Here is a 25,533-nt window from a genome sequence, read left to right on the forward strand (position 1 = left end):
TTGAAAAATAGTTATTTATTTTTAGGACGAAATGGTTTAATAACGTCTTCATTACACATTAAAAATGGACCATTCATTAAATCAATGCAATATGGAATAGCAGGAAAAACAGCATCTAAGCACTCACGAATAGACTTTGGTTTACCGGGTAAATTTACAATTAAGCTATCACCACGTAATCCAGCAGTCTGGCGTGATAAAATTGCCGTCGGAACAAATTTTAATGATTCTGCACGCATTAATTCACCAAAACCTGGCATCATTCGATCACAAACAGCTTCTGTTGCTTCAGGTGTAACATCACGCTTAGCTGGACCTGTTCCACCAGTAGTCACAACTAAACTACATTGATCCACATCTGTCATCTCAATTAATGTCGCTTCAATAATATCTTGTTCATCAGGAATAATTTTATAAATAGGCTCCCACTCCGAAGTAAGATAATCATTCAATGTATCTATAATAGCTTGTCCTGAAATATCTTCATAAATACCAGCACTCGCACGATCACTCACGGTTACGATACCAATTTTTGCTTTACTCATGTGTCGCCTCTTCACTTAAAATCAATCTTACATTGAATAGTAACATTTCCATCACTACCAATGGTTACCCCATGTATAAAAATCAATAAGACAGTAAATCAGAGATCAAAACCATCGCCTTACTTGACCGCAATATTGAACATATTTATCACCAAATAAGGTTAATAATACCTTTTCTTCTGGTTTAATTTGATAGTGATTAATCACTATTATAAAGAAAACCACACCCAATATTGTTGATAATTCACCATAAATAAATACAGCGGCTATCAATAATAACAATAAACTGACATACATTGGGTTACGGCTATATTGATATATACCGCGCGTTACTAATCGAGCTGTTTGCTTTGGTATAAAAGGACTGATCGTTGTATTCGCCTTAGCCAAAGCCAACACCGACAAAAAACCACTCACCACAGCAATAATAACCAATGGGATAGCGATGATCCAACGTGGTTTAAATTGCCACCATGGCAGTAAATAATGACATCCAAGCATCATAATTAATGCCATTAACATAAAAACAGGGGGCGGTATTTTTAAAGCCACAGTCATCATCCTTATTACTGATATATATGTATATTATTGTGGTTATTTTAACTGTTCATCGGTGTTATCAAATAATAAGGTTGCCTCAACAGTGGTCACCTTATAGCATGAGTCTTTTGGTTAAGAGTCATATCGGTCATGCAACAACTTAAATATATTCAAGGTTATCCCTCTCATCTCGTGGATCAAGTTAAGCAATTAATTGACAAAGACCAACTCAAAACATTGCTTCTTAACCGTTACCCTGCACCTCATACCATTAAAACAGAAAAAGCCCTTTATGATTATGTTATTGAATTAAAAAATCAGTATTTAAAAAAATCAGCCCCGATCAGTAAAGTCGGTTACGACAATAAAATTAATGTTATAAATCACGCATTGGGCCTACATACTTTTGTTTCACGTGTACACGGCAATAAACTTAAAGCAAAACATGAAATCAGAATAGCTGCCGTATTTAAAGATGCACCATTGCCCTTTTTACGCATGATTGTTGTTCACGAACTCGCGCATTTAAGAGAAAAAGAGCATAACAAAGCCTTCTACCAACTTTGTTGCCATATGGAACCGCAATACCATCAACTTGAATTTGATATGCGAATGTACTTAACGCAAGTTGAACATTTTGGTTCTATTTACAATTAAGGTTATGATACTCATCATAGTGTAATTATGAGATAACATCATGCAACAAGAAGAATTTGAAACACTGGTAAAAGAATTAGCACAACTTGATTCTGTATCTGCAATCCTTGAGATGCTAGCAAACAATGAAGAACCTGAAGTTGCAGAGGCTGCCGCAGCTTTAATCGGACATTTTAGTCTCGCGGAAATTGAAGGCGAAAAACGTATTTACCACGTGTTTAGTCAAGAAAATGAGCAAGGTGAACCGGAAGAGTTTGCTGAGTGGGTAATGAATGATGGTGATGAAATGATGCGTTTTATTGCTTGGTTCTTCTACACTACCTTTGAAATTACAGATAAAGAAACATATTTAGCTGCTGGTTGCACTTACAAACCCGTTAAACGCAGCTAATCATACAATCTTTGCCAACGATAATAGTTTATCGTTGGCTTTGTTCTCTATAGACATAAACAATATTAATAAAAAACTACCGCATGACTAACGGCTAACCGCTTTTTAGCCTACAATAACGACCAAAATATTATGATTCAGGTATAAACATGAAAGTTTGTTCAGTTGAACTACGCAGCAACGAAGCCATTATTTGTCTACTCACTTTAGAAGGCGGAATGATCGGTATTCCAGAGTGCCGTACTCAGAAATTCGTTATGGATAATTCTCTTGATAACCAAAAAATGAGAGATTTCCAATTTGCATTTAAAAAACTACTTGATGACTACAAAGTAGAAAAAGTAGTGATCCGTACCCGTGAAACGCGCGGAAAGTTTGCAGGAAGCTCTGTTGGCTTTAAGCTTGAATCGGCTATTCAGTTAATTGATGATCTTGATGTTAGCTTTATGTCTAACGCAGATATCAAAGAAAAATTAAAACGTAATCCGATGGCGATTGATTTCCGCGCAACCGGTTTACGTCAATTCCAAGAAGCTGCATTTACAACTGGTTATGCATTTCTTGGTCGCTAATAATATCAGCGATAACTAATACAAAGGCAGAGTATTAATACTCTGCCGTTTAATTAGACCAACTTATTTTTTATCAAGACCTTGTTGATAACCCCCATCTAAATTAATCAATTTACATCGACCAAGCAATTTCAATAAAGACAGAGCAATAACAGAACGATAACCACTACCACAATGGACAATATATTCTTTATCTTCGTTCGGTAACTGACCCTGAAGAAGATCTGATAATGGCAGTTTTTCAGCATTAGCAATTGAACCTTGCTGGTATTCATCAACCTCGCGTACGTCCAATACCGCTGAATCACTCGTTTGTTGCATCTTTTTAAATTCATTTGCTGAAATATGATTTAACACTTCCCCTGTAGAATCAAATTCCATCAATTTAGCTTTCGTATAACCAAGCTCATTAACAACCATCATCACTTTATCGGCATCAATAACAGTAGCAATAACCTCAATATCTGCATGTTTATCAGGTAATAACAATTCTAACCAATGCTTAAAATTACCCCCACTAAATCCAACAAAAACACTACCTTCTATATGATGATCTAAAAATTCATCAGATGATCGGGTATCAATAATAATATGTTTACGATCAGTGAAAATATGCATATTTGTTATCCTTTACACTATAAAATATATCTCCATTAATAACATAATAAACCACTTAGTACCTTAGATATTTTACTACTAAAAACCTAAGCTATTTAATAGCTTAGGTTTAACATTACCTTATTTTTATGAATAATTAAAAATTAAATAACATTTATCATGGTTATCTCATTCCAACGACCTATATTATTCTGTTGCTCAATGTACTGTTTACTATGATTATCAACAAATAATTTATATACAGAATGGTGATTTAATTGTTTATTCTTAATATCTTGGGTTGCATATTTACCGCTACTAGATGCCATATTGTATTTATTATTCTCAGACTGGTATTGACCACGATTATCCGGAACATAATATTTACCATTATCATCAGTAAGTTTAGTGTCAATCGCTAAGCTTATCTTCGCTTTATGACTATTTTTTTCCACTAAACCGACATCAAGAAAATACTTTCCTTGAGGAATGTTGGTAATTTTAAATTTCTCATTCACAATATAAGTCGGACTTTTATTATCATCATTATCGGCAGGTAGCCAATTAACAATATTCGCCTTAGAAGTATAATAAGCAACAACATTACCATTAGCAGATCGTAAACGCCAAGTAACCGGATAATTAGTATAACTTGGTGCAACACCTAAATTTTCCCATGTTGATTTAATAGATAAATAATGATTATTCTGCACTACATTATTTATTTCAGCATGATCTAATTGATATCTATAACCTAATTTATTTAAAAACTGTTTAACTAAAGGTTGATACTCTTCAGGTATAGCACCAGATTTAACATTAATTAATGAAGCATGTTGATTTAAAGCAAAATCAAAAGTTTTTTGCACCTGATTATATGTAAGGTGTAGAGGATTATTGATATTGTACCAATCCTGCAACGATCCTTGACAGATTTCAAAATCAACCGCAACTTTTTTCCAGCGTTTATTAAAATAAAGGTCAGGATGACTATTGGTTAACATATCGGTCATATGAGAAATAATCGTTGGATAGCCATTTTCCATGTGATTCCAACCTTTAGTCCAGTCACCTAAACAATCTACTCGCCACCCCATCCCTTTACCTGTTGCATAACTAAGAAAATCACCTTTATTAGTGCCAGCCATAAGTTTAGGTGTATGTGGAAAAGAGGTTATGATGGCATCAATATAAGGTTGAAGATCTTTAAATTTATATCCATTATCTGGAAGTCCAACACTTGCACTATTCTTTGACGCATACCCATATAAATTCCATTCTCCCCATGTACCCACCATCCCGACATCAATACGTAGTAATGTTTTATTATTATCATAGCGCTTACCTAATGCAGATAAAAATTCTTGGGTTCGATGAAGAAACCAAGGATTTTTAAACATATATACGGCTTCTTTATCGGATAAATGACAGCTTGTTCCATTTAAACCATGACCGTATAACTCTTGAACTAACCGACAAGGTATGCCACTGCTGTCTTTATTTACATCAGCATCATAAATAGGATCGCCTTTACCTCGCAGAGCCATAAAACGAAGAACAACTTTTTTATTTACTGATGCCGCTATTTGTAACACATTATCAATCTTTCTTTTAAGCATTGCTTCATTGAGATTTGGATTATCTGATTTTGTTAATTGATCCCAATAAAAACGATAATATACCGTACTTGTATCGGGATAAGAAAGAACAGGTGCTCCTTCATAAAAAGGATTAGTTGGTTGGTTACTTACTATTCGTTGTAATTCTGTAAAACCAATACCTGGGTTTGTTAATATCGCATCACTTGATTTAGGATAAATATTTATTACATTGTTATCATTTACTGAATTATTAACATCACTATTAGAAGAAGGATAAATGGTAGGATGTATAATAGAAGATGCAAGAAGAAGAGAAAGTAATGTGGAACTCATTAGATTAGATATCCTATAATGGACTGAACAGTAAAGCAGACAGCATGTATTTTATTTCATACACTACAGGAAAAGAAGAATATTATTAAGCTTTATATAATAATATATTATAAAACAATGACATTTATAATGAAATAAAATAAAAATGTTCCTTTAAATTATATTTTATATAACTTTCAATAATATAAACTCACAAAAAACACGCATTGCCTCCCATCACTTATATTTTTAAAATAGGAAACATTTAACAAAATAAAAATAATTATTGGCTTTAAATACCAACATATGCGATCTTACTTATATTAATGATTAACATAATAAACACAAAGGAATTAAAATGGATATAATTAATGAAATATTTAGTACCTTATTAACTAATAAAACCCTCTTTAGTGTGCTAATTATTACTACTATTATTATTATTCGACGCGTTATTTTATCGCAAATACGCGGAGATGACTTTTTCGTTACCGAAACACAACGGAAATGGATGTCACGCACTAAAAATGGAACATTTATTTTAGCGTTAGTGGTTTTATTTGCATTATGGCGATCGGAAATAAGTGAATTTGCGCTATCTGTTACTGCAATCGCCGTTGCTATTGTCGTCGCATCAAAAGAAATTATTCTTTGTTTTACGGGTTCTATTCAGCGAGCAAGTTCACGTTCATTTCGCATCGGTGATTGGATAGAAGTCGGCAAAATTTGTGGTGAAGTGATTGAACACAATATGATGGCAACGGTTATTCAAGAAATAGATCTCCATCATGGCCAATATCATTACACCGGAAAAACAGCCACTTTACCAAACAGTATGTTTTTCACTTATCCCGTTAAAAATCTTAATTTTATGAAACGTTATGTCTATCATAATTTTTCAATCGTTGTTAGAGACTTCGTGAATCTATACCCTTTATTACCGATAATGATCACTAAAATTGATCATCACTGTGAAGATTTTATTGATGTAGCACGTCGCTATAATAGTGTTATTGAAAAACATGCGGGTGTCGACCTTCCCGGTTCTGAGCCCCATATTCACATTAGTAGCTCAACCACAGGCGAACAAATTGTACATTTTATGCTATTTTGCCCAACAGAACGCGCAACCCATCTTGAACAAGATATTCGTCGTGATTTTATGGAAGAATACATACAAACATTTTCGACACCAACAGCATAATGTATAAATGGTAATTTAAATCGAATTACCATTTATAGGTTTCTTATTTATTTTCCAATGCGACACTCGCTTCAAGGCCCGTATACAATGAAATAAATTGCTGAGTCAATTTATGGGTCGAATCAAAATATAACATCGGACATTGTTGATAATGCGATTCTTTCATTTTTATAGATTGTGATAAATAAGGTTCTAAAATAGGCAACCCAAGCTTGGTAAGCTCTTCAATGATTTGACGAGGAAACTTTGCCTGTAGATTGAACATATTAACGATAATACCTTCTAATACTAAATTACGATTATGGTCGTCGCGTAATTCGGCCAAATTATCCATTACTTTAATTAAGGCTTGTTGAGAAAAACTATCACAATCAAAAGGAATTAATAATCTATCTGCTGCGATCAAACCCGCTTTAGTATAAAAATTAAAATTAGGCGGGGTATCGATATAAACACGATCGAAATCTGCGGCTAATGCATCAAGGACTTCACGGAGTTTATAGATTTTATAACGACGTTCAAGCTCCACTTCTAACTTATCAAGTTTAGGGCTCGACGGAATAATAAATAAATTATCATACGCTGTTGCTTGAGGATAATCACAAACAGGCGTTGATACCGCAAACCAAGATGCTGTTTGATTGAGTAATTCAGCCATTGTTTTATCATTAGGTTGATTAATATCAATCCCTAAATAAGCGCTACTATTACCTTGAACATCAAGATCAATGACTAATGTTTTATACCCTTTAGCTGCACTAATTGCAGCTAAATTAACGGTGATACTTGATTTACCCACACCGCCTTTTTGATTAAAAATAATCCTGCGCATTTACTTCATCCTTGATCATCAATAACAGCTAACAACTATACACACACACGCATATAGTTGTTAGTTAAAGATATCATTTCATCTGTGGTCTATGCTTTGCTATTTTTATCTTTATATTTATTAAATTTGATAAAGCTCTAACGGCAAACCATCAGGATCATTAAAAAAAGTAAAGGCTTTATTGGTTAACTCATCAATACGAATAGGTTCAACTTCAACCCCATTACTCTCGAGATAACGTACCGTCACTGCAATATCATCAACAGCAAAAGCTAAATGACGTAACCCTTGCGCTTCAGGGTAACTCGGACGTTGAGGTGCTCCATTAAATGAAAACAACTCTATTTGACTATTATCGGGTAACTTTAAATCTAATTTATATGAATCACGTTCAGTTCGATAAGTTTCACAGACAATCTCTAATTGTAATAATTGTGAATAAAACGCTTTTGAACGTGAGTAATCACTACAGATAATTGCGACATGATGAATTGCTTTTAACATTATTATTCTGCCATTATTGTGGGGCCATTTGGCACATCGATAGTATAAAACGGAGCAAGTAAACGAGGATTATGACTAATATCAACATGCTTAATTAACGTATTATCATAATTTAAATACATGAGTAATGGGTTGTCACTCACGTCAATTGCTTTCAAATGATTAAAACTGACATTTACTATCTGTAATTGCGGATTATCCGACAGATCCAAATAGGCCAATTTATTATGTTCAACACTAACAAGTTGCAATTGAGAATTATGGCTAATATCAAGATAAGTCAGTTGGTTTGATGATAAATCTAAGCTATTTAAACCCGTTAAATAACGTATCTCTCGTGCATCTCGTATATTGAAGTGACTACATTTTAAGACAGTGATCTGTTGAATATTTTCCTTACCTTGAGCCACAACACAACGTTTAAAATTCGAGTCAAGAAACGTTACCGAATTAATTGTTGTTGGTTGTGCACATCCTGCAAGTACAACACCAATAATAACGGCAACAACAATTGTCCATAAATGGCTATGGCGATACGCTGACACTTAATTAAACCTGCTTCAAAGGGCGAATGACTGACTCTAACCCTTCTATCTTAAATTCAAGCGCTAATGCCATCAATGTGCCTAATTGTCCCTCAGGAAAACCTTGCTTTTGAAACCATAATAAATATTCATCAGGCAAATCAATCAATACGCGACCAGCATATTTACCGAATGGCATTTTCATATTAGCCAATTGCACAAGATGCTGTTTTTGAAACATAAATACCTCATTAATGATATTAATAACTTAAATAGTAACAGCCATAAATAATAACTGCGATGAAACAACTACGCTTAGACAGTAATCTACCCTATTAAAAATAACACATACCATGTAGATATTTAGCCAATTAATATCCTATTATTTAACAACTGCACATTTACATTTTTAGCGATCTTTGTCACACTTAATGACCGTTTTTTTCATTAATAGCAAACGGATATAATTAGATAATCAATCTATCTTTTTCATTTTCCTATTTAGATATTGATTATCAGCATAAAAAACAACTTAAATCTCAATACCTTACGGTACACCCGTCAATAAGATTAAGAGAATCTTCATGAAAAAAACGTTACTAACAACGCTATTCATTGCAACAATATTAACAGGCTGTGCAAATTCACCGGAAAATACAACCGATCTTATCAATACATGGGCTGTAAGTTCTATTGATGGTTACACTCAACCTGTCGATGCTTTAACCATCAAACCGCAACTAACAATTAACAAAAACTTTAATGCTACTTATTCAGGGTGTAATACGTTAACAGGTAAAATACGCATTACAACTCAAGATATTACGACTAGAAATTTAATATCTACTCAAAAAATGTGCATTCAAAATGAGCAAGCAACTGTTGATGGTTTTGTTAAACAAATGCTAACTGGACCATCTGATTTTTTGGTTAATAGTAATACGTTGATATTAAGTTCAGATAATCACACTGTGACATTTAAGCGTGTTGTAAAAAAATAAACTTATTTTATAACCCACAAGAATTAAATAAGGATTGTGGGTTTTTTATAAAACGCTATTGTGTCACAGGTTTTACCAATAACTCTGTCACAATACGTTTTAATAAAAAAGTTTCCCGCTCAATAGACATGCCTTTTTTATCAGAAAACTGCATCGTATGTTCATTATGCGCTATAGCGTCAAAAATATTAATCCACACCGGCTTCATGCCATTTTTCTGCTCATAATCCTCTAGCTGTGTCGCGCCTAATTGAGCATCAATCTTACAGACATAACAAAATGATTCCATGTGTACAATATCATACTCAGCTTTATGCCAAGGTCGATATTCTTCATATACACCAAATGGTTCAATATCACGTACATTCATTGCACCCGTTTCTTCAGCTAATTCCCTTATTAAACCTTGAATATGATCTTCTCCAGCATCAATACCACCACCAGGTAAGGTGTAATCATGGTAACGAGCAGTATATAACATCAAAATATTGTCACCATTAAGCACAATCGCGCGTGTTGCTTGGCGATGATATACCGTCAATGTGGGTGATTGAAGGTCAAACGTAGCTAAATCAGTATGTACTGATGATTTTAAAAAGCGCATCAAAAATTACTCATTCTATATTGCAAGCGAAAATTCTACCGAACCCATCGCTAAAACACGAACCCTCTATATATAAAAAAGCCTCCAAATAAGGAGGCTTTAAGATAGTAAGTACTTATTTACCAATTAAACAAATTATTGAAAAAACCTTCAACTTTATGTTTTGCTTTTTCGACTTTATCTTTCACTTTTTCGACTTGGCAGTTTTGTTTAAGATCACCGTGCGGATCCCAAATAGGCATCCGTGTTTTGCCAATACAACTTGGAATATATTCACCATCAGCGGCAATATTATATTTTTCAGCTTCAATATTTGCGGGCTGTCGTAGCAATAATGGTTCAGGCTTACGGTGTTGAATATAATTAGTGTAAAGACGTAATGCACCACTCGCACCCGTTAAATGGGTACTCTTATTATCATCACGTCCCATCCAAACCGTTACAACTTCACGACCATCGATACCAACATACCAACTATCACGACCATTATTCGTCGTGCCTGTCTTACCCGCTAAATGCGTATTTGGGAATAATTTATTCAGCAAATGGGCAGTACCAAACTTAACCGTATCTTGCAGAGCAAACATCGTTAACCATGCCGCTTGTGATGGTACAACCTCCGCCGCTTTAGGCCAGTTTTGATACAATACTTTGCCATTCTCATCAACAACAGCATTCAACGCCGTTAGCGGAGCTAAAGAGCCTTCATTACCAATCCCCTGGTACATTTGTGCTACGTCTAGCGGTGATAAGCTAATTGAACCAAGAAATAAAGAAGGAACTTGAGGAATGGCTTCCCGTGGAATACCTAATTTAGTTAACGTATCTGTCACCTTATCAACACCAACAGCCATGCCTAAGTTCACCGTTGGCACGTTGTATGACTTAGCCAGTGCAACAAATAAAGGTACTTCACCACGGTATTTACGATCGTAATTACGTGGGCTCCAAGTTGCGCCATCATGCATTTTAATGGATAACGGTTGATCTTTTAATGATGTAGCAAGACTAAACCGAGCTGGATTTTCTAATGCACTAAGGTACAGCGCAGGTTTAATCACAGATCCCACTTGACGCTGGGCATTTATCGCGCGGTTATAACCTGCAAATCCTGGTTTATCACCACCGATCATGGCACGAATTTCACCCGTAGTACGATCAACAATAACCACTGCGGTTTGTAAGTCCTTACCTGCGCGCTTTTGCACTTCAGGCATTATTTTAGCGACAGCAGCTTCGGCTAATTTTTGTGATTGAGGATCAAGCGAGGTAAAAATACGTAATCCTTTACCTGCTTCAAACGCGGCTCCTGCTTTTTGCTCAAGCTCTGTTTTAATTTGGTCAAAATAAGCAAGTTGACGTTTCGCAAGTTGTCCTTTTTCTTGAATATCAAGCGGCAGTTTAATTGAGGCTTGATAAACTTTATCACTAATCTCACCGTTTTTATTCATTAAACTTAATACAATATTTCGGCGCTCTTTTGCCCGTACTGGGTGACGCCAAGGATTGTAATATGTTGGTCCTTTTACCATACCAATTAACAACGCTAATTGATCAACACGTAATTCAGATAATGGTCGGTCAAAATAATAACGAGATGCTAAGGCAAAACCATGAATACCATGCCCACCAAACTGAGCCAGATACACTTGGTTCATATAAGCATCAAGGACTTCTTGTTTGCCATAGCGAGTATCAATAATGATCGCCATGTAAGCTTCTTTGAATTTACGCCAGAATGAACGCTGATTGCTTAAAAACATGTTCTTCGCTAATTGCTGCGTTAGCGTGCTACCACCTTGAACAGTGTGACCCGCTTTAATATTGGCAACAAAGGCGCGTGCGATACCCACTAATGAAATACCATCATGTTCATAGAAATGACGATCTTCTGTATCAATTAATCCTGCGACCAATAATTTAGGCATTTTATCTTCAGGTAAATAAATACGCTGTTCGTCTGAATGGGCTTCTAGCATCCCTAACATCTTAGGATCAATATGTAAAAATCCTAATTCACGATTAGAATCTAAATCTATAATGCGGGTTATGCTGTCATTATTAAATGACACCGACACATGACGCGCCCCTTCAGGCCCTTCTTTAAAATTAAATGGTCGGCGTACAAAATCAACTTTCCAACCGTTAGCTGCGTATTCACCACTTTGATCAGGATGTGCAACTTTTTGATACCCTAAGACTTTAAGTTCATTGACCAAGGTATTGTATGTTATCGGCGCACCGGGCTGTAATGCCATTTCTCGCGCATAAACAACAGACGGTAATTGCCATAATTGACCAGCAAACTTAGCACCAATTTGTTGGTTTAAGTTATAGCCTAAATAAGCCATACCAGCAGTGCCAATTAATGTTGCACCAATTAAAGCACGCACGATAGCACTACGTTTTTTCTTTATTTGAGGCACTTGAGGGGATGATTGTTGATTATTCGACGTCATAAGCCTGTTCAATGTAATAAGTTCGTCATTACCACGGTGTAAATAACAGTGGCAGCCAACATATATTGGTGAAGCATTCGCTAAATAAGACCCGTGTCTGCACACTGATTTTATTTAGAATTAATATAATTTAATGGGTAAATCTGGTTGTCATCACGTTGTCAGATATTTTAGCGTTAATCCATAAATTTGGGTTTTATTAGCCTTTTACACTTAAATACTCCAAAATATGTCCCTTTAATCATTCGCCTTATGATCAATCCTGATCGGCGTCATGGTATCTGCGAGAAATTATATGCAACGTGATTACACCTTAAACTGCCTTTTAACCATGCCACGACATGAATTAGAAGAATTTAGCCTTCGCGTAATAGGTCGTATGGTACCAGAAGATGTGATGCAGGAAATATTTACCTTTGATCAAGAAGAAATTGACAGTGACGAGCGTTTAAAATCAACCCAGTTTGATGCAATGCTACGAATGACTGCGATTGCCTTGGGAGAAGTTAATATTGCATTTTCTGATTCTGATAATGCCAAACAAAATAGCGAACGTATGATCCGCTTATTACTATGGCATTTTTATGCAATTTCTTTTCAACTGGAAGAGGCGGTGACATTAGAACAACATTGCGCGGAAGTGGAAAAAATCTTAGTCAATGCACCTGATAATGCGTTTGGTTGGGTCAGTGTATTAACTGAGTTACTGCACCGATACGCAACATTAAATGAACAAAAGACCAAACCATAACCGTTAATCATTGTTATTAGCCATCACCGTATATAACAATGATGCTTCTGTGATAACAAAAAGGCGTACCCTTCTAGGTACGCCTTTTTTAATACTTAATTGCCGATCTTTTCTCGTGAATTACACATCACTATTAATAATCGAAATCACTGTACTCCGGACTATCGAAACGCGAACGAGTCACACGACGTTTCTTCTTACCACGAGATTGCAGATCTAAATCCTGAAAATCATCTGCAAATTCAGAATTGAATTTTGATTTGCTGCCTTTGTGAAATTTTTGGTTTAACTTAGCCATTTGCGTTTCCTGAACTACATCCAGAGTAGATAATTATTAAAATAGAACACTGGCAATTGTAATGTTCTATTGTGACAAAAACAGTACTAAGTTAATGCAAAAAACATGACAGACAATCCGGTCCATAGTTCATTGTTTCTTACCCTAGCAGCATTTTTTCTTAGACTAATTCAGGAATTAGCTCCCGTACAACAAGTTATTTTACTGGTAATAATAAATAATTTAAATCAAATGCTTTCGATCACATTCTTGAACGGAACATCGACAATTGCATTAATTAATCCTTCTTTATCACTGCCTTCTCGCCACACTAAATAAAGGCTTTGTTCCATCACAGGTGCTTCTTCAACCACATACAATTTGCCTAAAGCAGCACCGCTAGCAACAACAAGAGAAGGGAAATAACCCACACCACCATTAGCCAAAATATAATCTAAAGCCATTTTACATGAATGGGTATGCAGAACGGGTGTACGTTGTAATTCAGGTATACGACTATGTTCTACCGAGAAACGCGTGCCCCAATCAAGATAAATAAGCGGCATATCACGCACACTATGCATATTGGAATTAGGCTGATTAGTCACAAGTTGTAATTGATAATCACGCACTTTATGAACATGTAAGTTTTCAATTTTAGGGGGTTCACTCGTAATAAATACATCAATGCTTTTATCAAACAATCGTTTTGCCATCCCTTCTCGCTTCACGGATTCTAAACGCAGAGCAAGACTCGGTACGGTGGCATAAATACGATTAATCCAAACTGAGATACCATCAAATTCCCAAAATAGGGGTGATGCACCAATCGCCAATTGGGTATTTAAACTATCAGTTAAAGCAACATCTTGTTTAGCTCGTCCCCACGTTTGCAAAATTGCTTCAGCATAAGGCTGCAAACGCTCACCAGCAGCGGTAAGGTGCACATTTCCACGTTGACGAGAAAATAGCGGATTACCTAATTGTGACTCAAGCTGGCGGATACGAAAGCTAACTGCAGATTGGGTCAAATATAAGTTATCTGCAGCACGACCAAAGTGACGTGTTTTGGTAACTTCCAAGAACGTTTTAAGTAATTCAGTATCCACGGAAAAATTCTCAATAATAAGAGTAGGTTAAATAGAAAAAAAACGGTAAAGATAAGTCATTATATAGCGAATAAATTCAATGTTAATACCTAATAGAATAGTACAACCTATTATCACCGAATATTAATAAAATATTTTCATCATAACAATAAAAAATAATTGATTTACAACTTTGCAAGTCTGGATAAATATCAGCGCAAATCACATCAAGGACTTTATGAATGAGAAGTGAAGGTAAATTTTATGACGATAAAAATTTCCCACGCGGCTTTAACCGCTCGGGTGTTTTTACTATTAGTGAAGCCAGCGTATTAGAAAACTATGGACGTTCTATGCGGGCACTATTTGATGGCACTACTCTGCCGATTGATGATTCTGAAGTACAGTTTTTAGCTGAAGTTCAAGGTCAACAACAAGCAGTGTCTGAATTTGGTAAATGCTGGATTAAATACCTAAACCACACGACTCATAAAACACGTAGTTATACTCTATGTGTTTCACAACGAGCCCATACGACAGGCTCATACAGTGATGATGATGATAGCGATAGTGGTACTGATAACGATCTCGATTATTAAGTAATACTTTTAGAAACGGATTTTCAAAACAATCGCCAACAAAATGAAGCCATCCCACTCTGTGTGATGGCTTATTTCTTTATATTAGCCTGTGCAATAATTTAACGGGCCACTTTTTGGTATAGCTATGAAAATTTGTTTTGTTATGTATCCGTGGGAACGCGTTGAAGCAGAAAACGACTCTACTTTACGTTTGATTCATGAAGCCGCAAGCCGCGGTCACACGGTGGCCATTACAACACCGAGTAACTTAACCATGCGCGACAGTATGGCAATTGCTTTCTGTAACGTATTAAAAAAAGGTGAAGTCTCAAACAATATTCCAAGCTTCTACCGTAAAGCTGAATTTAATAACGCCGAGCTACCATTAGCGGGCTTTGACGTTATTTTTATGCGTGCTAACCCACCGTTAGACACCATGGCACTGAACTTCCTTGATTCAGTGCGCGACCACACCTTTATCGTTAACGATATTGATGGCCTACGTGTAGCAAATAACAAACTTTATACCGCTTCATTACCCGATCCAAACAAAGAATTTATTCCTGTTACTCACGTGTCTAAAAACCGTGATTACCTTGAACGTGTTCTTGATGAATCACCTCACGAACGCATGATCCTTAAACCACTTAACGGTTACGGTGGTAAAGGCGTGATCTTGATTGAAAAGAGCGCTAAATCAAGCGTGAAATCATTATTAGATTTCTACATTGGTGACGATCAGAACTACGTTATTCTTCAAGACTATATTGAAGGCGCTGAGCAAGGCGATGTACGTATCATGCTGCTAAATGGTGAGCCTATCGGTGCAATGCGTCGTATCCCCGCAGAAGGCGATGTACGCTCAAATATTCATGCAGGCGGTCGCGAAGTAAAACACGTGTTAACGAAGCAAGAATTAGCCCTTTGTAAGCACATTGGTCCTAAATTAGTCCGTGATGGTCTGTACTTTGTTGGTCTAGACGTTATTAACGGTAAATTAGTTGAAGTTAACGTATTAAGTCCTGGTGGCATTACACGTATTAACCGTTTAAACCGAGTGAAATTACAACGTAATGTACTTGATTTTGTAGAAAGCGTTGTGATGGCTAAAGAAGTTGGTATCACTCGCAAAAATGATTTTCGGAAGGTAATTGCAGATGCAGCTTACTGAGTTAGAAATTGTAGAAAAAATACGTAGTCTTACTCCATTTGAAGCGCATCTTGATGATGGTAGCTTGATGATTCGCATTAGTGAATATCAACCTTACATTGCGACAGCAATCCATAATGGTCATCAATTGCGTCAATCACTGCAATCACAATGTGCGTTAACAGAAGAAGAACGTTATTTCGAAGAAGATCCCTTTACCGGCGACTTCATTTCTTCATTGCCGATTGTATTGCAAGGTAAAGATTCACGTTATGAGTATGATCTCAATCGTGCACCTGAAAACTGCATCTATGACGACGCATGGGGAAAAAATGTTTGGTTATCACCTCTCAGTGACACTGAACGTGAAATAACGCTAGCGAAACATCAAAGCTACTATCGCATTTTACAGTGCTTAGTAGAGACATTAGAACTGCAATTTGGTTTGTGTTTAATTTACGATATTCATTCATACAACTATCAGCGTATTGATACTGCAACACCCACATTTAATGTCGGTACAATGCAGGTTAACCGTCGTCGCTGGCGCAAAGAAATTGATGTTTTACTCGAAGGTCTTAACAATGTTGAGCTACCTAACATTGATGTCAGTGCACTTGAGAATGATATTTTTAAAGGCTTAGGCTACCAAGCCGCTTTTATTAAACAACACTTCAAAAACACCTTAATTATGCCCATTGAGGTGAAAAAGATTTTCATGAGCGAAGAAGGGGGCGAAGCCTACCCACTTGTCATTGAAAAATTAAAAGAGTCGATGAAGACGGTGATCACTGAACATGCAGCGTTCACTATTACTAAGCGTACCAAAGCGAAAGGGCTAACAGGCAGTGATGTCTTAGCATCAAACCTTTCTAAAGAAGTGTTAAACCTTGACCGTCAGTTGTATAAAATAGCACGAGGTATCAATACTTTAAGCTATATAAACCCAACTAATTTAAAGCAAGAAAAACGACGATTTTTAAGTAAACCATATAGCTATCAACCACAGTTTACTTATCGTCAACTGGATTTAGATCCGTATAAGTTCCGTGAGCAGCTTTACCGCTTACCCGTTGAAACGATCCGAGATGCTGATGTACAAAAGATGTACCGAAAAGTCATCGATCAGTTAGCTGTTCGTATTGATTTACTTTGCAGCATTGGTACTGATGAGTTTTTATATAACTCACTGCGTTATTACGGCCAACCTGATGAACGTGATATCGCCAATGCAAAATTTATTCTGCATGCGTGTGAATATAAAGAACAACAGCCGGCTAACATCAGCGCTAAAGAAGCAATCGAAGCCTTTAAAGTGGCGGCAGCTGAATATGATATCCCTTGTAAAGTGGTGTCATCAAAGCAGTTAATCGCTCGCGCGATGGTAAGTGGCAAAGTGATTAAAGTTAATCCAAACAGCCGCTTTACCCAAGATGATTTAGATGCATTAATCCATCATGAATTAGGTGTTCACCTTGTCACGTCAGTTAATGCTGAAAGACAACCACTTAAAATTTTGCAACTAGGCTTACCGGGTAATACCCATACTCAAGAAGGCCTTGCGATTTTATGTGAACACTTATCAGGCAACTTTCCACTTCACCGCCTAAAAACATTGGCGTTACGTGTGGTTGCCGTTGAAATGATGGTGAGTGGCGACAGTTTTAACGATTGTTTTAATAGCTTACGTCATGATTATGATGTGTGTGATGATGAAGCCTTTACCATTACAGCACGTGCTTATCGTGGTGGTGGTTTTACTAAAGACTTCCTATACTTACGCGGCTTAAAAGATGCAATTCAAGCGTACCAAACAGAAGACTTAACCGCATTATTCATTGGTAAAACAGGGTTTGAATTTAAACCCTTACTCGATGAGCTCATTGAGCGTGGTATTCTAAAAGCACCAAGCTTTATGCCAAAAGCGCTGGATATTAAAGCAGATATTGATCCTGTGATGGATTTTATGCTGAATTCTATTCGTTAACTTATGGTTATAGCTCAATAAGCGTTTATTTTTACTCATAAAAAATACAACAAAAGCGACCATCATGGTCGCTTTTTTATTACCTATAAAACTAACAAATTACATAGGTAGACGTTTGCTATCAACACGGATAATAACGCAAATTAACACCACTAGTGTCACTGCAATAGCGGCTAATAAGGTAAACACGCCATTCCATGAATAAGCTGTTTCAATCATTGCAATCGGCGCACCAGCAAGCGCTGCACCAATATATGTAACGCCACCTTTCAGACCGGTTGCAGCACCTGCACCATCAGCATGTGACGCTTCAATAATACCTAAAGCAAATAACATCTGTGGCGCATAAATACCGGCACCAATAATAAAGAAGCATAGTGCTACAAGTAGGTAACTCATATGGATGGTTAAAGCGACACCGACCATACCGCCGATCAATACAAAGCTATAAATTAAAATTGTTTTCCAGCGGTCGGCACCAAAGAATTTGTCGGAGATGATACCCGAAGTTAAGCCACCAACAATACCGCCGACTTCAAACCAAGCCACTAAAGAATTAGACTTAATTAAATCCCAATGCAGTACATCAACGAAGTAAACACTTACCCAGTCACTTGAAACGGTACGAATGACGTAGATACATAAATCACCACCAATCGCTAACCAAATAATTGGGTTAGTTAAAATGTAACGCTGAAACATTACCCACATTGATAATCCAGCTTCAGAGCGCTCATTTATTTCTAATTGTTTTGCATCATTACGCCATACACCAACATTGGGTAAACCGTAATTTTCAGGCTTACCGCGCATCAAGATAGCGGCAATCACGGCTTGAACTGCGGTAATAGCGGCTGGAACATAAAACGCATAACGCCAGTTACCTGTGTAAGCAATCACAGCAGAGGCAATTAATGGCGCTAATGCACCACCGACATTATGCGAAGTATTCCAAAGTGAATACCAACCACCACGCTCAGATTTTGAATACCATTGACTGATTGCTTTCGCAATAGGCGGAAAACCACAACCCTGCACAATCGCCGTTGAACAATACAACACTAACAGCATAGTAACGCTGTTGGTCATACCAATCCCAACGTTAATAATTGCAATCACAACTAACACTGGAGCTAAAAATAAACGTGGATTAATTCTATCGGCAAGAAGACCAGAACTGAATTTTGAAAGGCCATACAGAATATAATAAATCGATGATGCTAAACCAAACTGAACTACAGTCATGCCTAGATCTTTCATTAATAATGGTGCAGCAGCAGCAAACGCTTTTCTTGAAATATACATCACAGTATAGGTTAAGAAAGTCGTAATAATTATTTGCCAACGAAGGCGTTTATAAGTCGCATCGAGCTTAGGGTTATTCATTAAATATGCGTCGTTCAAAGAGGGTATTTAGAAAGCGCACAGCGTACTCTTTGACACAATTAGTTACAATTTAATTATTCGTTGATTATTTAACCTTTGGAATATTCATTCACAACTTAGATAGATACACTTACCCGACCAGATAAAAATCCAACAAATAGGTATTTTATAGAATATAAATCGAATTATATAAAAATAACAGCATCTCATGACAACCATCTGAGTGCTAACAGCATAATAATTTACTTAAAATGCCATATTACGGTTAAAAAATTAAGATTATCAATCACAAACAAACAACATGAGCCCATTATTGCAACATTAACAATACTAAAATAACAAATAATAAAATGCTATTATCAAATAACAGCAAATAAAAAAGGCAGCCTTCGCTACCTTCTTTATCTATCCATGGCTATTTAGTTAGCTGGCACGACACGTGTTGTACGACCTTGTTGGTAAATATCAACTTGCTGTCCAACTCGGAAAATCATATTAGGATCGACCTGCTGTACCACGGCAACAGTACGACCACTATCCAGTTTAATGACAATATTGACACCTTGACGTTTACTTACAGCATCACCGGCACTATTACCTAATGCACCGCCCGCTAGTGCACCACCAATTGCTGCAATATCAGAACCAGAACCACCACCAATTTTCGAGCCTAAAATACCACCAATAGCTGCGCCAGCAAGGGTACCAATCGTACTTTCACCATCAGAATTCATTGTGACGGCATCTAATTTAGTAATTGTCCCAGTCGAAACCGTCTGCATAGTGCGTGCTTCGCCAACATTATAAGCATCGCCATAAGGATTTTGAGCACAGCCCACAACACCTAATGACAATATCACTGCCACGGCAACCATTACTTTTTTATTCGTCATCGATTTATGACTCAAGACAACCTCCTACTATTAAAATCGCGTTCTACCTATTAAGTGTGGCCGTAAATTTAACATTTACCACATCTTATTTACTTCATTACCGCCAATATAAAACAGCGTACATTTAAATGCAAAAAAAAAGAGCATCTAAATGCTCTTTTTTTATTATTTAATCATCTGCCGTGAACGTCGTATTAACCAATAACTGATCACCATAAAACCGATAAACTGTAGCCACAGCTGGCCCCAGCGATCAATCTCTTGCGAAAACGTTGCTCCAAGCTGATTGAGTCCAAGAAAGCCATTAATTGCCGCAGTAGACGGTGCTAATTGAGCAAGATTATTAATCACAGCAGGTATCGCTGACGGCGGCCAAATAAATCCGGCACTAAATACCAAGGGTAATGAACTTAGCAATACCACCAGCGTCACTAACTCACAACGCGGTAATAACTGACCTAATACCATACCTAGCATAATCACTGCTAATAAAAATGGGATTGTCATCATCACCAAATTTTCAATTGATGCGAGCCTATTTACGCCATAATAGACATAAGTAAACCCGAAATAATACATTACCAATGGCAAATAAATTAAAGTAAATAAGACCGTACGCGTGGTCATTACCATCCAAATAGGGTATTGCGCCCAATACCCCGTTTTACCTGCGGCACGCGCTTCATTTTCTGCCGCGCCCATCATACCAACCCCAATTAACAGAGTTTGATGTAGGATCAACACAAACACGGCGGGTACAACATAGTTGATATACCCCATAGTGACATTAAACACTGGCCGCATATTAAGCTTCATGGCTGTTACATGCTGTGTTGCTTCTACGGCACCATCTCCGGTCAACATCATACGGTTTATTTTGGCTTTAATGGCTAATCCATTACCAGCATCGTTTAAACCTTCAACCACCGTACCATACACTAAAAATAAAGCGGCATTACCAGCATAAGCTAAGGTAGGACTCGTTCCCATCATCACATCGCGGTAAAAATGTTCAGGGATCACCAAAATACCATCAACCTGACGATCTTCTAACGCAACGTTAGCGGCATGAATACTACCAAGATGTTCAGTAATATGAACTTGTGGCGTTGCATCCGCCATGCGAATTAATTCTCGACTCATTTGGCTATGGTCAAGGTTAACTACCGCAACACGTTGCTCTCGTGGTAATTCATTAATATACGGTAATGGGTATAAAAATGAATAAAACACCACCCCACCAAAAACAGTAAATAACAACGAGAAGTTACTAAAGATAGCTTTTAATTCATGCTTAAATAAATCACCCCAACTCATGGTGATCTCCTTTCTCTGTTGGTATTTTCGTTAATGCTTGATGCCGACGCACTAACATTAATCCCATCGCCAAGACCAAAGCACTCATAAAGCTACTCAAGATTAACAGTTGATGTGATGCTTGATACCAACCGCTGCCATAATCGACTTGCTGTAATTGCACTTCAATATAATGGCTGACCGGCAATAACCCACGCCACATTTTCGCAATAATAGGCATATCAGTTGCAGGAAAGGTGATCCCCATAAAAGCAAAAGCAGGTGCGGTATAAGCCGCAACAAAACTCATTGCCCGTGGTGCTTCCATGGCCACAAAATAAATCAAACACCCCATGCTTTGACATGCAAATACCATTAATAATTGCGCGACGATTAATATTCCCCATTGACCATGCATAGGCCAATCAAGTGCAACGTACATCCACCACAAAAACAACACACCTTGAATTAAAAACAAACCAGAATATGCTAACAGTTTACCCATTACTTTTTGACACGGAGTATGTGCTAACCAACGCCACAACCCTTGACCACGCGCTTCATGCACTAATGCCAACACCGTTGTCGCTACTATTAAGATTTGCCAAATAGAGGGGATAATAGCTGAAACCAAAAATTGACCATAATGACTATTACTATTAAACAAAGGTGTTATTTGAGCACGAATAGGTACTGCTTGTCCTAACGCTTGCTGTCGTACTGGCGAACCGGTGCTCATATTCCGAAGCGCTTCTACTCCCGCATTATAAGTACCTTCAACTTGCAGCATTGCCGAGCTAATAACTTTACCAATTAAGATAAATTGACCATTATAAAATGTAGTAATTTGTGGCGCTTGGCCCAACTTAACGTCTTTTTCATAATTATCAGGGATCACCACCATCGCATAAATGTCATTGGCGCGCATTGCCGCACTGGCAGTGTGATCATCGGTAAACTGACGTGTCACCGCCATACTTGGACTAGCATCAATATAACGGGTTAATTGACGTGACATTTGGCTATGGTCAAGATCAACCACGCCAACAGGTAAATTACGCGCAATACCGGTCGCAAAAATCGCCCACATCGTCAGAAACAATAATGCAGGCAGCCAAATCACCAACGCCCGTAACCATTTATCTTGCCAAAGAGTACGCCACTCGTATTTTATTGCTGAATAGACAACCATATCATTACTCAACAATCACACTCATACCAACTCGTAACCCTTGAATAGGTTGAGTTGGACGAGCTTCAACTTCAAACGTTCGCATATCAAAACCTTTCGCGGTGTCGGTTGCACGCCACGTCGCAAAGTCACCCATAACCGCTACATGGGTCACTTTCAATTGATAGCTTTTATCTCCTAGTGCAGGAATAGTAACCTTAAAGGTTTTACCTTGTTGGTAATCTTTTAATTTATCTTCACGCACATTAAACACCGCCCAAGCATCGCTAATATCAATAATATTAACTACGGGGAAACCTTGAGGTGCTAATTCTCCATCATGTAATAATACTTGCGAAACTTCGCCTTTATGCCAACTACTTACTTTAGTATCAGCAACATAAGCTTGAACTTCTGCAACCGCACCCGCCGCCATTTTAACTTTTTCTTGAGCCGCACGTTTAGTCTCAACACGCGCCCCTTCTTTGGCCATTTGGTACATCTGGAAAGCTGCACTTTGCGTAAATTGAGCTGCTTGCCATTGGGTGTACACTTCATCACGTTTTTGTTCAGCTAATACGCCATCATGATAAAGGTTATTAATGCGTAGGTACGTTTTTTGCATCAGAGCTGCTGCCGCTTTGGCTTTACCCCACTGATCTTTTGCTGCCGCAATTTGTTGAATACGCGCACCATTTTCTGCTTCTTGCGCTAACGCACCAGCGGCCAGTTCACCGGCTTGAGCTTGTTCTAATTTAGCGTCAATTTCAGGGCTTAAAATAGTAAAAATTAATTGTCCCGGTTGTACTTCATCTCCTTTGCGTACTAAAACTTTATCAATACGCCCTGGCACTTTAGACGCGATATTGTATTGCTGGGCTTCAATTTGACCTTGCATACGTTCAGGTTGAGGTTGGTAAGCATGCCAGAAGGTATAACCGAGCCATCCAACTACTGCGATAACAGGAACAGCCACTGCAATTGCTTTTAACTTACTCATTATAATTTAACCTCGATCCCTTGATATTGCTGATAATTTTTAAATGTATTCACTTCACTACTAATGGCAAGTAAGCGGGTTAAACTCGCAACATATTGATAAGCAGCGGCTAAACGTTGCGTTTTAATACTGGCGACAAATAGCTCAGCATCCACTACATCGAGTGACGTCGATAATCCTTGCCCAAAGGCTTTTTCACGCAATACACTATTTTCATTAGCCAGTGCCAAACTAGATGCTAGGCCATTATATTCTTCTAAAGCTTGCTTTGCTTCGCGGTACGTTTTTTCCACAAGAACCGTTAAATCTTGTCGAGCTTGCGCTTGTAAATGGTTAACTTGTGTCACCATTGAATGCGCTGCACTTACTTTTCCCGAACGACCTGAGTTATCAATTAATGGCACACTCACGCCCACACCAACCGCCCAATCAGGGGCCATCTTCGCGGCTAAACTACCACTGTCATGCAGGTTATAATCCCCATATAAATACACCTCAGGGTAATATTTACCTTGTTCAACATCTATCAAACCCCCCGCCTGTTTACGCTTTGCATCTAAGATATGTAATCCTGGATACGTCGCTAACGTTTTATCAACAAAAACAGACATAGGTGGCAGTGAGTTATTAATAAACAACCCTGTTGATGGGATGGCTGGCGTAGTTTGTTTTAATAACTGAGTTAATGCCACTTGGGCAATTTCTAAATCACGCAATGACTTCTGCTGTTCAACTTTGGCTTTATCATAGGCTGCTTGCGCTTGTAAACGTTCAACCCGTGCAATTTGACCTTGCTGTTCAAGCTTCACTGCATCTTGATAATGACGTTTTAAACCATTGGTCACTTCAGTGCGCGTTTGTAATACATTTTTCGCTAATACAACCCCAAAATAAAACCGGGATAAGTCTTCAAACTTTGCTTGTTGTTGCATCGCTAACATGTATTTTGCTTGATCCGTTTTTCCTTGAGCAATATCTTGCGCCGCGTTAATTCGCCCACCAGTAAATATTGGCCAAATAGCACGAATAGAGCTCGTAAATACATCACGATCAGAAATATTTGATGTTAAAGCTGCGTTTAATTGTGAATTAGAAACAATATTATTAATAACTTGACCAATTTCGGTATGCGAGGCAGATGTACTGCCAAAAACATCCGCTGGAGATAACTTAATATCATGATCTAAACGCGTATAATTAGCGCCTACAGTTACTTTTGGCAAATACATATCTTTAGCTGCATCTTGCATATATTGTGCTTGTTCAACACTGGCTCGATCTGCCGCTAATCCATCATTTGTCGTAACAACAGTATGCCATGCATCATTAAAACTAACCGGGGCTGCATGTACTGTTGGTACTATTACTAATAATGCAGCCGTAAATTGCTTCACCATCAATGGCCTAATTTTCATGTACTAACTTTTAACCTCTTTCAGCCAGTGCGTAATCATAAATATAGAGTACATACTCTAAAATGATAAATTTTAACAGATAATGAAAAGATTACGTTATTTTAATTATCTATCTATTCAGCAAAAATAATAATGTCAGTTTTAGCTACAAATAAAATAGCCCACAAAAAGTGGGCTATTAATATTTAGTCAAAA

The 25,533-nt window shown here is 37.3% G+C and carries 27 protein-coding genes; 9 read left to right on the plus strand and 18 right to left on the minus strand.

The annotated features are described in order from the left end of the window. Positions 1-11: 11 nt before the first annotated feature. Together mog and C9J51_RS01480 are read right to left on the minus strand one after the other, a co-directional pair. Complete coding sequence (gene mog / locus C9J51_RS01475; protein ID WP_107274811.1) at positions 12-545, minus strand: molybdopterin adenylyltransferase; 534 nt, start codon at positions 543-545, stop codon at positions 12-14. A 105-nt stretch (positions 546-650) separates the two neighbouring features. Continuing rightward, complete coding sequence (locus C9J51_RS01480; protein WP_045036281.1) at positions 651-1,097, minus strand: methyltransferase family protein; 447 nt, start codon at positions 1,095-1,097, stop codon at positions 651-653. Between the two features lie 138 nt (positions 1,098-1,235). Between C9J51_RS01480 and C9J51_RS01485 the strand changes: the two genes are divergently transcribed. The 3 genes from C9J51_RS01485 to C9J51_RS01495 all read left to right on the plus strand — a co-directional run bounded on the left by C9J51_RS01485 (position 1,236) and on the right by C9J51_RS01495 (position 2,705). Beyond that, positions 1,236-1,742 carry a M48 metallopeptidase family protein gene (locus tag C9J51_RS01485; RefSeq protein ID WP_045039417.1) on the plus strand — a complete coding sequence of 169 codons (507 nt, stop codon included), beginning with the start codon at positions 1,236-1,238 and terminating at the stop codon, positions 1,740-1,742. A 40-nt stretch (positions 1,743-1,782) separates the two neighbouring features. Beyond that, positions 1,783-2,133, plus strand: a complete 351-nt coding sequence (locus C9J51_RS01490) for a hypothetical protein (protein ID WP_045036279.1) — start codon at positions 1,783-1,785, stop codon at positions 2,131-2,133. Between the two features lie 149 nt (positions 2,134-2,282). Continuing rightward, entirely contained in the window at positions 2,283-2,705 is a 423-nt protein-coding gene (locus tag C9J51_RS01495; protein ID WP_045036278.1) for a DUF3010 family protein, read from the plus strand. Positions 2,706-2,768: 63 nt separating this feature from the next. Here the strand turns inward: C9J51_RS01495 and C9J51_RS01500 are convergent, their stop codons facing one another. Beyond that, positions 2,769-3,323, minus strand: coding sequence for a rhodanese domain-containing protein (locus C9J51_RS01500; RefSeq protein WP_045039416.1), 555 nt, complete (start codon positions 3,321-3,323; stop codon positions 2,769-2,771). Between the two features lie 143 nt (positions 3,324-3,466). After that, positions 3,467-5,236 carry a DUF4832 domain-containing protein gene (locus C9J51_RS01505; RefSeq protein WP_045039415.1) on the minus strand — a complete coding sequence of 590 codons (1,770 nt, stop codon included), beginning with the start codon at positions 5,234-5,236 and terminating at the stop codon, positions 3,467-3,469. Positions 5,237-5,573: 337 nt separating this feature from the next. On the opposite strand from C9J51_RS01505, the gene C9J51_RS01510 reads away from it, so the two are divergent. Continuing rightward, positions 5,574-6,419 (plus strand): mechanosensitive ion channel family protein, encoded by an 846-nt coding sequence (locus C9J51_RS01510; protein WP_045039414.1) that lies wholly within the window; start codon positions 5,574-5,576, stop codon positions 6,417-6,419. A gap of 43 nt (positions 6,420-6,462) precedes the next feature. Here the strand turns inward: C9J51_RS01510 and C9J51_RS01515 are convergent, their stop codons facing one another. The 4 genes from C9J51_RS01515 to C9J51_RS01530 all read right to left on the minus strand — a co-directional run bounded on the left by C9J51_RS01515 (position 6,463) and on the right by C9J51_RS01530 (position 8,520). After that, positions 6,463-7,251, minus strand: coding sequence for a ParA family protein (locus tag C9J51_RS01515; RefSeq protein WP_045039413.1), 789 nt, complete (start codon positions 7,249-7,251; stop codon positions 6,463-6,465). Positions 7,252-7,371: 120 nt separating this feature from the next. Further along, a complete protein-coding gene (gloA2, locus tag C9J51_RS01520) occupies positions 7,372-7,755 on the minus strand; it encodes an SMU1112c/YaeR family gloxylase I-like metalloprotein (protein ID WP_045036274.1) in 384 nt (127 codons plus the stop codon). Between the two features lie 2 nt (positions 7,756-7,757). Then, a complete protein-coding gene (locus C9J51_RS01525) occupies positions 7,758-8,300 on the minus strand; it encodes a leucine-rich repeat domain-containing protein (RefSeq protein ID WP_052667791.1) in 543 nt (180 codons plus the stop codon). Between the two features lie 4 nt (positions 8,301-8,304). Continuing rightward, the gene (locus C9J51_RS01530; RefSeq protein ID WP_045036273.1) at positions 8,305-8,520 is read right to left on the minus strand and encodes a DUF3820 family protein; all 216 of its coding nucleotides are present in this window, start codon (positions 8,518-8,520) and stop codon (positions 8,305-8,307) included. Between the two features lie 343 nt (positions 8,521-8,863). On the opposite strand from C9J51_RS01530, the gene C9J51_RS01535 reads away from it, so the two are divergent. Next, entirely contained in the window at positions 8,864-9,280 is a 417-nt protein-coding gene (locus C9J51_RS01535) for an META domain-containing protein (RefSeq protein ID WP_045036272.1), read from the plus strand. 55 nt (positions 9,281-9,335) lie between these two features. On the opposite strand, the gene C9J51_RS01540 is transcribed toward C9J51_RS01535, so the two are convergent. Beyond that, complete coding sequence (locus C9J51_RS01540; protein WP_045036271.1) at positions 9,336-9,884, minus strand: NUDIX hydrolase; 549 nt, start codon at positions 9,882-9,884, stop codon at positions 9,336-9,338. A gap of 119 nt (positions 9,885-10,003) precedes the next feature. Further along, positions 10,004-12,343: a penicillin-binding protein 1B gene (gene mrcB / locus C9J51_RS01545; RefSeq protein WP_045039411.1), complete on the minus strand. Its 2,340-nt coding sequence runs from the start codon at positions 12,341-12,343 to the stop codon at positions 10,004-10,006. A gap of 295 nt (positions 12,344-12,638) precedes the next feature. Here mrcB and C9J51_RS01550 point away from each other — a divergent pair, with 295 nt between their 5' ends. Continuing rightward, a complete protein-coding gene (locus C9J51_RS01550) occupies positions 12,639-13,094 on the plus strand; it encodes a hypothetical protein (protein ID WP_045036270.1) in 456 nt (151 codons plus the stop codon). A gap of 133 nt (positions 13,095-13,227) precedes the next feature. On the opposite strand, the gene C9J51_RS19430 is transcribed toward C9J51_RS01550, so the two are convergent. Both C9J51_RS19430 and hdfR read right to left on the minus strand, forming a co-directional pair. Further along, complete coding sequence (locus tag C9J51_RS19430) at positions 13,228-13,392, minus strand: hypothetical protein (protein WP_162836320.1); 165 nt, start codon at positions 13,390-13,392, stop codon at positions 13,228-13,230. Positions 13,393-13,619: 227 nt separating this feature from the next. Continuing rightward, positions 13,620-14,480 carry an HTH-type transcriptional regulator HdfR gene (gene hdfR / locus C9J51_RS01555; protein ID WP_045036269.1) on the minus strand — a complete coding sequence of 287 codons (861 nt, stop codon included), beginning with the start codon at positions 14,478-14,480 and terminating at the stop codon, positions 13,620-13,622. Between the two features lie 221 nt (positions 14,481-14,701). Here hdfR and maoP point away from each other — a divergent pair, with 221 nt between their 5' ends. From maoP to C9J51_RS01570, 3 genes are all read left to right on the plus strand, one after another. Continuing rightward, the gene (gene maoP, locus C9J51_RS01560) at positions 14,702-15,058 is read left to right on the plus strand and encodes a DUF413 domain-containing protein (protein WP_045036268.1); all 357 of its coding nucleotides are present in this window, start codon (positions 14,702-14,704) and stop codon (positions 15,056-15,058) included. A 127-nt stretch (positions 15,059-15,185) separates the two neighbouring features. Next, positions 15,186-16,211, plus strand: a complete 1,026-nt coding sequence (gshB, locus tag C9J51_RS01565) for a glutathione synthase (RefSeq protein ID WP_045039410.1) — start codon at positions 15,186-15,188, stop codon at positions 16,209-16,211. Then, positions 16,198-18,177 carry a flavohemoglobin expression-modulating QEGLA motif protein gene (locus C9J51_RS01570; RefSeq protein WP_045039409.1) on the plus strand — a complete coding sequence of 660 codons (1,980 nt, stop codon included), beginning with the start codon at positions 16,198-16,200 and terminating at the stop codon, positions 18,175-18,177. Before gshB ends, C9J51_RS01570 begins: the two co-directional genes overlap by 14 nt. Positions 18,178-18,276: 99 nt before the next feature. Here C9J51_RS01570 and C9J51_RS01575 read toward each other — a convergent pair whose 3' ends face one another. The 6 genes from C9J51_RS01575 to C9J51_RS01600 all read right to left on the minus strand — a co-directional run bounded on the left by C9J51_RS01575 (position 18,277) and on the right by C9J51_RS01600 (position 25,338). Beyond that, on the minus strand, positions 18,277-19,563 hold the full coding sequence (locus tag C9J51_RS01575; RefSeq protein ID WP_045039408.1) for an MFS transporter: 1,287 nt from the start codon (positions 19,561-19,563) through the stop codon (positions 18,277-18,279). 419 nt (positions 19,564-19,982) lie between these two features. Beyond that, positions 19,983-20,456, minus strand: a complete 474-nt coding sequence (locus C9J51_RS01580) for an outer membrane lipoprotein (RefSeq protein ID WP_045036265.1) — start codon at positions 20,454-20,456, stop codon at positions 19,983-19,985. 165 nt (positions 20,457-20,621) lie between these two features. Beyond that, positions 20,622-21,773, minus strand: a complete 1,152-nt coding sequence (locus C9J51_RS01585; protein WP_045036264.1) for an ABC transporter permease — start codon at positions 21,771-21,773, stop codon at positions 20,622-20,624. Next, a complete protein-coding gene (locus tag C9J51_RS01590; protein ID WP_045036330.1) occupies positions 21,760-22,944 on the minus strand; it encodes an ABC transporter permease in 1,185 nt (394 codons plus the stop codon). The genes C9J51_RS01585 and C9J51_RS01590 overlap by 14 nt, the downstream gene beginning before the upstream one ends. A 4-nt stretch (positions 22,945-22,948) precedes the next feature. Continuing rightward, a complete protein-coding gene (locus C9J51_RS01595; protein ID WP_045039407.1) occupies positions 22,949-23,923 on the minus strand; it encodes an HlyD family secretion protein in 975 nt (324 codons plus the stop codon). Next, positions 23,923-25,338: a TolC family protein gene (locus C9J51_RS01600; RefSeq protein WP_045039406.1), complete on the minus strand. Its 1,416-nt coding sequence runs from the start codon at positions 25,336-25,338 to the stop codon at positions 23,923-23,925. Before C9J51_RS01600 ends, C9J51_RS01595 begins: the two co-directional genes overlap by 1 nt. Positions 25,339-25,533: the final 195 nt, after the last annotated feature.

The organism is Photobacterium iliopiscarium, from assembly GCF_003026395.1.
Taxonomy (GTDB): domain Bacteria; phylum Pseudomonadota; class Gammaproteobacteria; order Enterobacterales; family Vibrionaceae; genus Photobacterium; species Photobacterium iliopiscarium.

Bases quoted from the DNA above. Each gene is read 5' to 3' on its own strand.
- mog (WP_107274811.1), bottom strand. From the start codon at position 545: ATGAGTAAAGCAAAAATTGGTATCGTAACCGTGAGTGATCGTGCGAGT.
- C9J51_RS01485 (WP_045039417.1), top strand. From the start codon at position 1,236: ATGCAACAACTTAAATATATTCAAGGTTATCCCTCTCATCTCGTGGAT.
- C9J51_RS01490 (WP_045036279.1), top strand. From the start codon at position 1,783: ATGCAACAAGAAGAATTTGAAACACTGGTAAAAGAATTAGCACAACTT.
- C9J51_RS01495 (WP_045036278.1), top strand. From the start codon at position 2,283: ATGAAAGTTTGTTCAGTTGAACTACGCAGCAACGAAGCCATTATTTGT.
- C9J51_RS01500 (WP_045039416.1), bottom strand. From the start codon at position 3,323: ATGCATATTTTCACTGATCGTAAACATATTATTATTGATACCCGATCA.
- C9J51_RS01505 (WP_045039415.1), bottom strand. From the start codon at position 5,236: ATGAGTTCCACATTACTTTCTCTTCTTCTTGCATCTTCTATTATACAT.
- C9J51_RS01510 (WP_045039414.1), top strand. From the start codon at position 5,574: ATGGATATAATTAATGAAATATTTAGTACCTTATTAACTAATAAAACC.
- C9J51_RS01515 (WP_045039413.1), bottom strand. From the start codon at position 7,251: ATGCGCAGGATTATTTTTAATCAAAAAGGCGGTGTGGGTAAATCAAGT.
- gloA2 (WP_045036274.1), bottom strand. From the start codon at position 7,755: ATGTTAAAAGCAATTCATCATGTCGCAATTATCTGTAGTGATTACTCA.
- C9J51_RS01530 (WP_045036273.1), bottom strand. From the start codon at position 8,520: ATGTTTCAAAAACAGCATCTTGTGCAATTGGCTAATATGAAAATGCCA.
- C9J51_RS01535 (WP_045036272.1), top strand. From the start codon at position 8,864: ATGAAAAAAACGTTACTAACAACGCTATTCATTGCAACAATATTAACA.
- C9J51_RS01540 (WP_045036271.1), bottom strand. From the start codon at position 9,884: ATGCGCTTTTTAAAATCATCAGTACATACTGATTTAGCTACGTTTGAC.
- mrcB (WP_045039411.1), bottom strand. From the start codon at position 12,343: ATGACGTCGAATAATCAACAATCATCCCCTCAAGTGCCTCAAATAAAG.
- C9J51_RS01550 (WP_045036270.1), top strand. From the start codon at position 12,639: ATGCAACGTGATTACACCTTAAACTGCCTTTTAACCATGCCACGACAT.
- C9J51_RS19430 (WP_162836320.1), bottom strand. From the start codon at position 13,392: ATGGCTAAGTTAAACCAAAAATTTCACAAAGGCAGCAAATCAAAATTC.
- maoP (WP_045036268.1), top strand. From the start codon at position 14,702: ATGAGAAGTGAAGGTAAATTTTATGACGATAAAAATTTCCCACGCGGC.
- gshB (WP_045039410.1), top strand. From the start codon at position 15,186: ATGAAAATTTGTTTTGTTATGTATCCGTGGGAACGCGTTGAAGCAGAA.
- C9J51_RS01570 (WP_045039409.1), top strand. From the start codon at position 16,198: ATGCAGCTTACTGAGTTAGAAATTGTAGAAAAAATACGTAGTCTTACT.
- C9J51_RS01575 (WP_045039408.1), bottom strand. From the start codon at position 19,563: ATGAATAACCCTAAGCTCGATGCGACTTATAAACGCCTTCGTTGGCAA.
- C9J51_RS01580 (WP_045036265.1), bottom strand. From the start codon at position 20,456: ATGACGAATAAAAAAGTAATGGTTGCCGTGGCAGTGATATTGTCATTA.
- C9J51_RS01585 (WP_045036264.1), bottom strand. From the start codon at position 21,773: ATGAGTTGGGGTGATTTATTTAAGCATGAATTAAAAGCTATCTTTAGT.
- C9J51_RS01590 (WP_045036330.1), bottom strand. From the start codon at position 22,944: ATGGTTGTCTATTCAGCAATAAAATACGAGTGGCGTACTCTTTGGCAA.
- C9J51_RS01595 (WP_045039407.1), bottom strand. From the start codon at position 23,923: ATGAGTAAGTTAAAAGCAATTGCAGTGGCTGTTCCTGTTATCGCAGTA.
- C9J51_RS01600 (WP_045039406.1), bottom strand. From the start codon at position 25,338: ATGAAAATTAGGCCATTGATGGTGAAGCAATTTACGGCTGCATTATTA.